This is a genomic window from Streptomyces sp. NPDC000941 (genome assembly GCF_053599555.1).
Genome location: NZ_JBSFMM010000010.1, coordinates 101,555 through 110,277, shown reverse-complemented (window position 1 = coordinate 110,277; position 8,723 = coordinate 101,555). Strand labels below are relative to the sequence as shown.

11 protein-coding genes are annotated in these 8,723 nt (G+C 70.8%); 1 reads left to right on the top strand and 10 read right to left on the bottom strand.

Annotated features, from left to right (window positions below; genetic code table 11):
- On the top strand, positions 1 to 285 hold a 285-nt coding region (locus ACWDSL_RS06300), incomplete at its 5' end, for a DUF4232 domain-containing protein (protein ID WP_450482230.1).
- Positions 286 to 772: 487 nt separating this feature from the next.
- Here the strand turns inward: ACWDSL_RS06300 and ACWDSL_RS06295 are convergent.
- The 10 genes from ACWDSL_RS06295 to ACWDSL_RS06250 form a co-directional block, all read right to left on the bottom strand.
- Positions 773 to 1,255: a hypothetical protein gene (locus tag ACWDSL_RS06295; RefSeq protein ID WP_450482228.1), complete on the bottom strand. Its 483-nt coding sequence runs from the start codon at positions 1,253 to 1,255 to the stop codon at positions 773 to 775.
- Between the two features lie 93 nt (positions 1,256 to 1,348).
- A complete protein-coding gene (locus ACWDSL_RS06290; RefSeq protein WP_256981780.1) occupies positions 1,349 to 1,474 on the bottom strand; it encodes a hypothetical protein in 126 nt (41 codons plus the stop codon).
- Between the two features lie 124 nt (positions 1,475 to 1,598).
- Positions 1,599 to 1,802 carry a hypothetical protein gene (locus ACWDSL_RS06285; RefSeq protein ID WP_450482226.1) on the bottom strand — a complete coding sequence of 68 codons (204 nt, stop codon included), beginning with the start codon at positions 1,800 to 1,802 and terminating at the stop codon, positions 1,599 to 1,601.
- Positions 1,799 to 1,984: a hypothetical protein gene (locus ACWDSL_RS06280; RefSeq protein ID WP_450482224.1), complete on the bottom strand. Its 186-nt coding sequence runs from the start codon at positions 1,982 to 1,984 to the stop codon at positions 1,799 to 1,801. The genes ACWDSL_RS06285 and ACWDSL_RS06280 overlap by 4 nt, the downstream gene beginning before the upstream one ends.
- Complete coding sequence (locus ACWDSL_RS06275; protein WP_450482222.1) at positions 1,981 to 2,457, bottom strand: hypothetical protein; 477 nt, start codon at positions 2,455 to 2,457, stop codon at positions 1,981 to 1,983. Before ACWDSL_RS06275 ends, ACWDSL_RS06280 begins: the two co-directional genes overlap by 4 nt.
- 93 nt (positions 2,458 to 2,550) lie before the next feature.
- Positions 2,551 to 3,735 (bottom strand): helix-turn-helix domain-containing protein, encoded by a 1,185-nt coding sequence (locus ACWDSL_RS06270; RefSeq protein ID WP_450482220.1) that lies wholly within the window; start codon positions 3,733 to 3,735, stop codon positions 2,551 to 2,553.
- Positions 3,736 to 3,805: 70 nt separating this feature from the next.
- Positions 3,806 to 4,444 carry an HAD family hydrolase gene (locus tag ACWDSL_RS06265; protein WP_450482218.1) on the bottom strand — a complete coding sequence of 213 codons (639 nt, stop codon included), beginning with the start codon at positions 4,442 to 4,444 and terminating at the stop codon, positions 3,806 to 3,808.
- Between the two features lie 365 nt (positions 4,445 to 4,809).
- The gene (locus tag ACWDSL_RS06260) at positions 4,810 to 6,630 is read right to left on the bottom strand and encodes an NHL domain-containing thioredoxin family protein (protein WP_450482216.1); all 1,821 of its coding nucleotides are present in this window, start codon (positions 6,628 to 6,630) and stop codon (positions 4,810 to 4,812) included.
- 101 nt (positions 6,631 to 6,731) lie between these two features.
- Complete coding sequence (locus tag ACWDSL_RS06255; RefSeq protein ID WP_450482215.1) at positions 6,732 to 7,418, bottom strand: hypothetical protein; 687 nt, start codon at positions 7,416 to 7,418, stop codon at positions 6,732 to 6,734.
- 336 nt (positions 7,419 to 7,754) lie between these two features.
- Positions 7,755 to 8,549 carry a DUF1963 domain-containing protein gene (locus ACWDSL_RS06250; RefSeq protein WP_450482213.1) on the bottom strand — a complete coding sequence of 265 codons (795 nt, stop codon included), beginning with the start codon at positions 8,547 to 8,549 and terminating at the stop codon, positions 7,755 to 7,757.
- Positions 8,550 to 8,723 lie beyond the last annotated feature (174 nt).

Sequence of the window (8,723 nt, the reverse complement as noted above, 5' to 3'; positions counted from 1 at the left end):
ATCCTGAAGTTCGGCGAGGACGCCCAGGCCGCCACCCCGGTGTACGAGGACAGCAAGCCGCAGGCCGTGGTCACCCTCGCCCCCGGCGAGACCGCCTACGCCGGAATCCGCACCTCCTCCGCCGACGGCTCGGGCCAGAACGGCTACAAGGTCACCTCCCTGGAGGTCTACCTCGAAGGCTCAGACGACTCCAAGTCCGTCGAACTCCCCGGCGGCTCCGTCTACATCGACGACACCGCCCAGGTCACCTACTGGCAGAGCGACCTGTCCAACGCACTCGACTGACGACCGCCGGCCTTCGCCGGCCCACAGACCCGGGGAGCCGACTTCCCCCCGGCTTCCCGTCCCGATGGCCCCCGCCGCTGCCCTGCGGCGGGGGCCATCGGTTTTCCGGGCGAGGCCATCCCCTCGACGCCCCCGAGGTGCGCGGTGCCGCGAACCGCGTGTCCTCGATTCTCGGAGTGGCGCCGGGCCCGCCGCCGTGCAGCGGTCTGGAGCACCAGGTGGACCGCGTCGGTGTCGCGCCCGATCGAGCAGCCCGGCGGCAGACCGGGACTTTGCCGTCGATCCGGCGGGCGCGAGCGCTGGTGGCGCGCGGTGCGCCGACTGGACATCCGCCGACCGCCGCAGGGCGAGCTGACCGAGGCCGAGCGGGCCGTCGTCGGCGAGCGGCAACCTGGACGTGCCGCTCTCGGTGACCCCGTCCGCAAGGACCAGCCCGCGGCTCAGATCCGTACCGCCCTTCACCCTCGTCCAGCGGTCCAGGCGGGAATCAGTGCATCGGGCACGGGATCGTCGGGCGGGTCCGATTCGCGCTGCACGCGACCACTTGCACCGAGGCGAATCCAGTACCCCGCAGGTACCAGCCGCCGACGACGTCTCCGCCCCAGCTGAGCCGGTCTTCCGCGGTGGCGAAGCGCTCGGCTTGCCGGGCGGGGTTCTTGTCGTGGGCGGTCATGAAGGACGGGGTTAGGCCGGTGACCTGGTCTCGGTACCAGGCAGAAGCCTTGTCCGGCGCTTCGAAGGTCGCCTTGATCGTTCTGGCTGGGCGTAGCAGCCAGTGTGCTACCTCCAGGGGTGGTACGTCACTTGCCATGAAGGCGGGGCTGGCAGCTGCGATCTGCTTCCACCCCTGGGGCGGGATGTTGTGGCTGCTGAGGTGGGGTGGTCGACGCGCCGATTCGTCGTCGTAGGTTCGGCGTTCTCCGGTCCAGCGGTAGCAGTGCCAGTGGTCGGGCTTGGGGGGTGCCGTCATGATGGGGCTCCTGCGTGGTGGGGAGCGGCCCCGCCCTGCGGCGGGGGTTGTCCAAGGGCGGGGCCGCGGTCTACCTATGGCGCCTGGCGTGGGCTACCTCGCGTACTGGCGCCCGTCGTCCGAGTCGCCAGGCGTCTGCCCGCCCGGTGTCGGGGCGTCGGTGTCGGGCATGGTGTCGCGGTCGCCCGGGTCGTGGCGGGCGGTGTGCTGTAATCGCATGGGCTACTCCTGTGAGTTGGGGTGTCCCCGCGCTGGTTGCGCGGTCCTCGTCCCGGCCCACTGGCCTGCAAGCGGGAGGCCGGGGCGAGGGGTCCGTGGGGTGGGCCGCCAGCGGTCCACCGGTCTATGTGGCGTCCGCCTTGTGGCAGTCGCAGTCACAGCGGACGGTGAAGATGAGCGCGCCGACGGTCGCGGGCGGTATGGGTGCCGCGCGTACCTCGCCTGGCCCTTTGCAGAAGGCGTGGATCTCGGCGGGCGTGGTGTCGGGCTCGGTCGTGTGCAGAGCGCAGTACGGGGACATGCGCCGGTTGCCGACGGGGACGGTCACCTCGTCTGCCGCTCGCGCTGCAGGGTGACCAGCACGTCGTACAGGTCGGCGTCGGGGTGCGGTCGTCGGCGGTTGCACTCCGGGCACAGGTGGCGCAGGCAGCCGGGCCCGGAGGCTGACGCGCGCAGCACGGTGATCGGTTCGCGGGTGGGCTTGTCGCAGCGATAGCAGCACTCGGTCACCGGGCGGCCCCCTCGCGTGGGCCGAGCGCCGCGCTGGTGGCGATCTTCAGCGCGGCGAGGAGAGCCGTCGGGTCGGTGAAGTACCGGCCGCACCGGAGCGGCACGCGCCAGTGCACGCCAGGCCCGGTCGTACGGGCCACCGGTGGCACCTCGATGTAGGCGGTCGCCCCCCACACCTCGATGCTGGGCAGCCGGCTCATGTCCCATGCGGCGGCTGAGCCGGGCGCGATCAACCAGTAGAGGACCTTGTCGAAGGGGTTCTTGATGACCGCGCCCGTCGCCTCGCCCAGCAGGTCGAGGGTGCGTTTGCCGATGCCGATGGAGAGGGGAACGCGCACGACGTCCCAAGATCGGCCAGCGGACTGCAGCTCCGTGTTACGGCCGCTTGGCGGTGCCCACGATCCGAAGTTGAGAGGGTCGGCGTCCATCGGGCTCGCCTTGGTCGCGGCGGGCACCCGCAAGGGTTCGGCCATGGTCGGAGTCGTCCCATCTGCCTGGTCGGTGTGGACAGGTAGATGGTTCTCCGCGGACAGCGCCACAAGTGACCCAGCGAGGGTCAGTCAGGGTCACTCGCCGGCGTGGCACCATTCCGCGAAGTTGCTGAGGCTCGCGGCATCGCCGCGCCGCAGTCGGCGGAGCGTGGCGATGTCCTCGCGCACCCATGGGTGGTCGCGGGTGTGCTGTGGAGCGATGTGACGGGCGGTCTGCAACGATTGGTACGCGTCGCGGGCCAACCCCGACCAGAGCTGGGCGCGAGCCAGATCGATATAGAACCCGCTCCGGCGCTCGGCAGGCAGAGAACGCGGCGGGGCCCAATCGCTGGCGACGGCCAGGGCCCGACGTACATGGTCACCGCCGAGGCTGACGGCAACGGAGACTTCATGGACGCGGACGCTGCACGGCCCGAACGCTGTGCCCTGGTAGACGTCCTCAGGTACAGCGGCCCCCAGGCGCAAAGCCTCCGTGAGGTGGTGATCCGCAGCCTCCACAAGTCTGGCTCGTCCAGCGATAACAGCGGCTCGCATGTGCAAGGCACCCAAGGCAGCGATCGCCGTATCGTCCTGACCAGTGGGTGCGTTGTCGATCGCAGCCTGCAGCGCGCGCAGCCCGGGGACGTACGCGCGGGCCGCGAAGAAGGTCTCGGTGCGGACGTAGGCGACGGTTGCGTCCAACAGAGGGTCCGAGGCGTATGGAACCGCCCACCGCATCAGGTCCACCAGGCGCGCAGACAGGTCCCGGGCGCCGTACTTGTACGCCACGGCGTCAGCGGTTCGCAGCGCGGAAACCAGCAGGCTCGCGGCCTCGGCGCGCTCTTCGGCCGGGGCGAGATGGAAGGCACGGGTCAGCTCGCCGATGAGGGACGGCAGATGGCGAGCGATCCGCACGTATTGAGCAGCCAAGCGCCATGTCACTGCCTCGTCCACTGCGGTGCGCAGCTCGGCCAGTGGCCGGACTGGCCCGTCGTCTGGGGCGTCATACGCGGCAATGACGGCTGACAGAGACGGCATGGCGGCGTGAACACGCGCGTCCGCCCGATCCCGGCTCCCCAGCAAGCGGGAGGTGTCGACGCCGATCGCAGCCGCTAATGCCTCCACGACACCGTCGCCGGCGCCCCGAGCACCCCGCTCGATCTTCCGTAGGGTGCCGACATGGACCCCGGCCGCGTCGGCCAACTCCTGCTGTGTCATACGTGCGATGCGGCGGTGGTAGGCCACGCGTTTGCCGAATGCGCGGGCGTTCTCAGTCGGCATGCTGGTGCTCCGTTCGGTGCGTCCACTCCGAACGGTAGCGAGCGGCCCCATATGTACGAGGCCACTTGCTTCATGCGGCGGCGAGCCGTACGAGGTCGAGCAGCGAGTCGATCTGCCAGTCCGCGGCGGCCGCCTCCACTGTGCCGGACCACAGATGGCCCCAAGGACCACGGCGCAGATGCGCGGCGCGCAGGCCCGCGGCCTTCGCCGGCTGCGTGTCGTTCGCGGGGTGATCGCCTACGTACACGGTCTCGCTGGGCGCGGTTCCTGCAAGGCCCAGAACGCGGGCGAAGAAGCGCGGATCGGGTTTGGCGATCCCCCACTCTCCCGAGGTGGCGATCTCGTCAACGGGCAGCTTGAGGTCCCGCAGCAGAACACCAGCGCGCACCGTCTGGTTGCCCGCGATGACGACGCGGATGCCCGCCTCACAAAGAGCAGCGAGCGCTGGACGCACATCTGGATACAGGTCGGACTCGTCGAGGTCCTCGCCGACTCCAGCGGCCTCCATCGCGGCTCGCTCGGCCGCTATGTCGATGTCGGGCCGGATGAGCCGCAGGGCTTCGGCGTTGTCACGCCCTTGAGCGACCACGGCGCCGACGAGGGCGGAGAGGGTATGGCGGGGGATGCCCAGCCAGTCAGCCCATGCCCCCCAAACGCGGTCGTCCCGGATCAACGTCTCGCCGACATCGAAGACAACTGCGCGAATCATGCGTGCAGCCTAGAACGGGGGCAGAACGGGTGAGTGCCAGATGCTCACCCTGACCCTGCGCAATCTGGAGCGCGACGGTCTGGTCACGCGACTGACTCCGGCCAGTCGGCGCGACAGCTCGCCGTAGCGCATGGGGCCGTCGGCCAGGGCGGCGAGGGCGAGGCCTGGGAACCGTGACCGAGCAGACCGTGATGCGCGCCGCCGTGGCACGGACGTACGGCGGACCGGAAGCCATAGAGATCCCCAAGGCGCCACGGCCCGCGCCGGGCCCCGGGCAGGTGCGGATCCGCGTGGCGGCGGCGACCGTCAACCCCGTGGACCTGCTGACCCGCGCCGGGACGCTGGTCACGGCCAGCCGGATCGCGCTACCCGTCCTCGTCCATCCCCGCCAGCACCAGCGGCAGCCTGGTCGCACCGCCGTCGGTGACCCGGACCGGGACGCCCCAGTCCTGCTGGTGCACATGGCAGGCCGGGTATTCGTTCAGCGGGTCGTCGTCGCAGGAGGCGGCCATCGCGGAGACGTGCAGCACACCCTCCGTCACCCCGTCCGTCAGCACCAGCTCGCGGCTCAGGTCCGTACCGGCCCCCTCGCCTCCCGCCAGCAGCTCGGGCGGGGTGGAGCTGACGAGCAGGCGGGTGGAGGGGCCGTAGCGGGTGTCGAGCTTCTGCCCGGCGGGGGCCTGGAAGACGACGTCGAGCCGCAGCGTCCCCGGGGCGATCTCGGTGGCGGCCCGCTGGGTGCGGTGGGCCACCGCCGCCACGCGTACGGCCTCCTCGGGCAGCCGCAGCCGGGTCAGCCGGTGCCGCGCCGACTCGACGACCACGATGTCGCCGTCCACCAACACGGCGTCCGACGGTTCGCGCAGATCCGTGGCGAGGGTGCTGACCTCGCCGGACGCCGGGTCGAAGCGGCGCAGCGCGTGGTTGTAGGTGTCCGAGACCGCGACCGAGCCGTCGGGCAGCGCGGTCACGCCGAGCGGGTGCTGGAACAGCGCCTGGTCGGCGGGGCCGTCGCGGTGGCCGAAGTCGAACAGCCCGGTGCCCACGGCCGTATGCACCACAAAGCCACCCTGACCGTCGCGCTCGACGTACCGCACCGCCGAGGTCTCGGAGTCCGCGATCCACAGCCGGTCGGCGGCCGCGGCCAGCCCGGACGGCTGGGCGAACCACGCCTCGGCGGCCGGCCCGTCGACCAGGCCCTCGTTCGTCGTACCGGCGGCCGCGCGCACCGTCCCGTCCGCCGGGTCGTACGTCCACAGCTGGTGGACGCCCGCCATGGCGATCCACAGCCGGTCCGCGAACCAGGCCACGTCCCAGGGCGAGGACAGGTCGACCTCACGAGCGGGCCCGGCGGCCGGGGACCCCTGCCACCACTGCCGCCCGGTCCCGGCGACCGTCCGCACCTCGCCGGTCGCCAGGTCCAGGGCGCGCAGCGCGTGGTTGACCGTATCGGCGACGATCACCGTGCCGTCCGGCAGCAGTGCAAGCCCCTGCGGCTCGCTGAACCGCGCCCGGTCGGCGGGCCCGTCGACGAGCCCCCGCTCACCGGCCCCGATCCGCCGCAGCACGCTCTCACCGTCCGCCGCCAGCTCCACCAGCTGGTGCCGTGTGGTGTCCGAGACCAGGAAGGTGCCGCCGGGCAGCAGCAGCGCCTTGCCGGGGAACCGCAGCTCGGTGGCGACCGGCTCCGGCGGCACATACGGACCGTCACCGCGCCGCAGCGTGCCCTTGACACCGTGCTCGGCCTCCAGCTCGGCCACCAGCGTCTCGAGCGCGTGCGCATGCCCCTCGCCCGCGTGCTGGGCGACCACGTACCCCTCGGGGTCGATCACGACCAGCGTCGGCCAGGCCCGTACGGCGTACTGCTTCCAGGTGGCCAGCTCGGGGTCGTCGAGCACGGGGTGATGCACCTCATAGCGCTCGACGGCGTCGACGACCGCCTGGTGCTCGGCCTCGTGGACGAACTTCGGCGAGTGCACACCGACGATGACGACGGTGTCGCGGTGCTTTTCCTCCAGCTCACGCAGCTCGTCCAGGACGTGCAGGCAGTTCACACAGCAGAAGGTCCAGAAGTCCAGGATCACGATGCTGCCTCGGAAGTCCGCGAGGGACAGTTCCTTGCCGCCGGTGTTGATCCAGGTACGTCCTTGCAGCTCAGGGGCGCGGACACGGGCTCGCTTGCTCATGACGTCAAGAGTGCCACTCGTACGCCGGTGGGCGTCGGGTGCCCCTCGCGTATCCGTGGGCTCGCCTGGCCAAGGCGAGCCCACAGGCATCACCCGGTGGGTTACGCCGCCGGGTACGCGGAGCCGCCCGCCTGGTGGGTCCTGGGCTTGGTCACCTTATTGACCCGGTAGGTGCCCGTCCACGCCCTCATGGCGGTGCTGGTGCCCAGCTTCACCCAGGTGGGCTGCTGGTAGGACTGGCAGATCAAATAGTCCCCGTACCAGTTCCAGAAGCCCCGCTCCTCGTAGACGTCGAACTGGTACTGCTTGTAGACGATCGCGGCGCGGACCAGATAGTGCGCCTTCTCCGGAAGGTTGAGCTCGGCCTTCTTGGTCCTGCTCTCCGTCTTGCTGATCTCGAATCCCAGGCCGGCGCTGATCCCGTCCTCGCTCATGCCGAAGGTGGCACTGACCTTGCTGGTGAGGTCCACCTTGTACTCCCAGGTGGTCTTCGCCGGCCCCGGCATGCTCTGCACGTAGTCGGGGGTGTCAGGCCACTCGTAGACGGTCTTGACGAACTTCTTGTTCTTGATCTGCTTCGTGCCGGTCGAGCAGGACGTGCCCTGCTTCTTGGACTGCTTCGTCGACTGCTTTGCCGCCGCGATGCCGATGGTGTCGGCGGGCTTCGCGGAGGCGTCGGTGGTGAAGAGGTCGTCGCCCGCGACGACCGCCGCGCCGCCGGCGAGCAGGCTGCCGGCGAGGGCCGCGACCACCAGGTTGCGGGTCCGCCCGGCTCGTGTGTTGCGCATGCTGATGCTCCTGCGTTGAAGGAATGAGGCTCCTGTCGCGCCTGCCTGCGGTCGTCGACACCGGTGAGCGGCAGGGCGGGCCCGGCAGTACGCGGGGTGGCGCCTTCGACGGGGGCGCTGCCCGGCGGTGCGGGGCGATGGGCAAGAGCCTCGGGGTGTCCGGCGCGTCCGGCAACGGTTCCGGGCGTCCGGGCCCGTCCAGGATCGTCTGTGCAGGTCAGCGTGGGTGTCCGGGCTTGTGTCCGCGAGGTGGGACAAGGTCCGGAAAGCCGGGATCCCGTCCGGTCGGGGCGGTCGGACGGGATCTCGGTGGGGGCAGCGGCCGTCAGGGACGGCTCAGCAGCAGCGCATCTCCGCCTGGGCCTTGCTGAAGTCCCCCGCCGCGAAGGCCTTGGCGGGGATCGTGAAGTACATCGTCCCGGAGTCGCCCCAGCCCCATCCGAGCTCCGAGTCCTCCGGCAGCTGGAGCAGATGGACCGCCGGGCCGTCGGCGTCGCGGCGGGTCACCCAGAACGCGTACGAGGTGTCGGGCCAGCCGAAGGCGCAGTGGCTGCCGGAGGTGTTGCCGTTGAGGTCGCTCATCACATCGAGAATGAGCGAGGGCGCGCCCCAGTGCTCCTCCCGGTCGTACTCGACATCGCCGTCCTCGACGTCCCAGGAGTCCGGGAGCATGGTGACCTCGACCGCGTGGACGGGGGTGGCCGGATAGCTCCGCGCCGGTGCGGGGGCGGCGGTCTCGACCGCCCGTGCCGGATCGGCGGGTATGACGCGGCACGCCTCAGGCTCGTCCGCCAGCCTCGAGTACTTCTCGTACGGCAGGTCGGGATCGAGATAGAAGAAGTTGAGCAGGCCCGGCCGTGTGGGCAGTTGGTCCCCGAGCCAGGGGGCGAGGGCGTCGGTGTCGAGGACGGCGTGCAGGGACAGCGGGATGCCGCCGACCTCGGGCCAGGCGGTGCCCGGTTCGAGGAGGGCGGGGCCGCCGAGCCGGCAGCGGCCGGTGGCCGGGGCGTCGTCCGTGGGGGATTCCAGTCGAAAGCCGCGGCGGGCCATGGCGGCGAACTGCCGGCCGGCCTGCTCGCCGAGCCGTTCGGCGCACTCTCGGCTCATCTCGGAGGGATCGTCGAATTGCATACCGGCATGGTCCCAACTCGCTCTGACAGGAGGCGAGGTGCGGCTGTCCGAAGGGGTCTGAGCTGCGCAGACAGATCCGGACTGTCCCAGACGGCCCATGCGTTGCCGGACACCCTCGCGCCCCAGCAGCCTCCCTTCCATGCCCCGAGCCAGGGGCACCGCGAAGGAGGTTGT

Coding starts and splice junctions, on each gene's coding strand:
- ACWDSL_RS06260 (WP_450482216.1), bottom strand. CDS start 6,630: ATGAGCAAGCGAGCCCGTGTCCGCGCCCCTGAGCTGCAAGGACGTACC.
- ACWDSL_RS06255 (WP_450482215.1), bottom strand. CDS start 7,418: ATGCGCAACACACGAGCCGGGCGGACCCGCAACCTGGTGGTCGCGGCC.
- ACWDSL_RS06270 (WP_450482220.1), bottom strand. CDS start 3,735: ATGCCGACTGAGAACGCCCGCGCATTCGGCAAACGCGTGGCCTACCAC.
- ACWDSL_RS06250 (WP_450482213.1), bottom strand. CDS start 8,549: ATGCAATTCGACGATCCCTCCGAGATGAGCCGAGAGTGCGCCGAACGG.
- ACWDSL_RS06265 (WP_450482218.1), bottom strand. CDS start 4,444: ATGATTCGCGCAGTTGTCTTCGATGTCGGCGAGACGTTGATCCGGGAC.
- ACWDSL_RS06295 (WP_450482228.1), bottom strand. CDS start 1,255: ATGACGGCACCCCCCAAGCCCGACCACTGGCACTGCTACCGCTGGACC.
- ACWDSL_RS06275 (WP_450482222.1), bottom strand. CDS start 2,457: ATGGCCGAACCCTTGCGGGTGCCCGCCGCGACCAAGGCGAGCCCGATG.
- ACWDSL_RS06290 (WP_256981780.1), bottom strand. CDS start 1,474: ATGCGATTACAGCACACCGCCCGCCACGACCCGGGCGACCGCGACACC.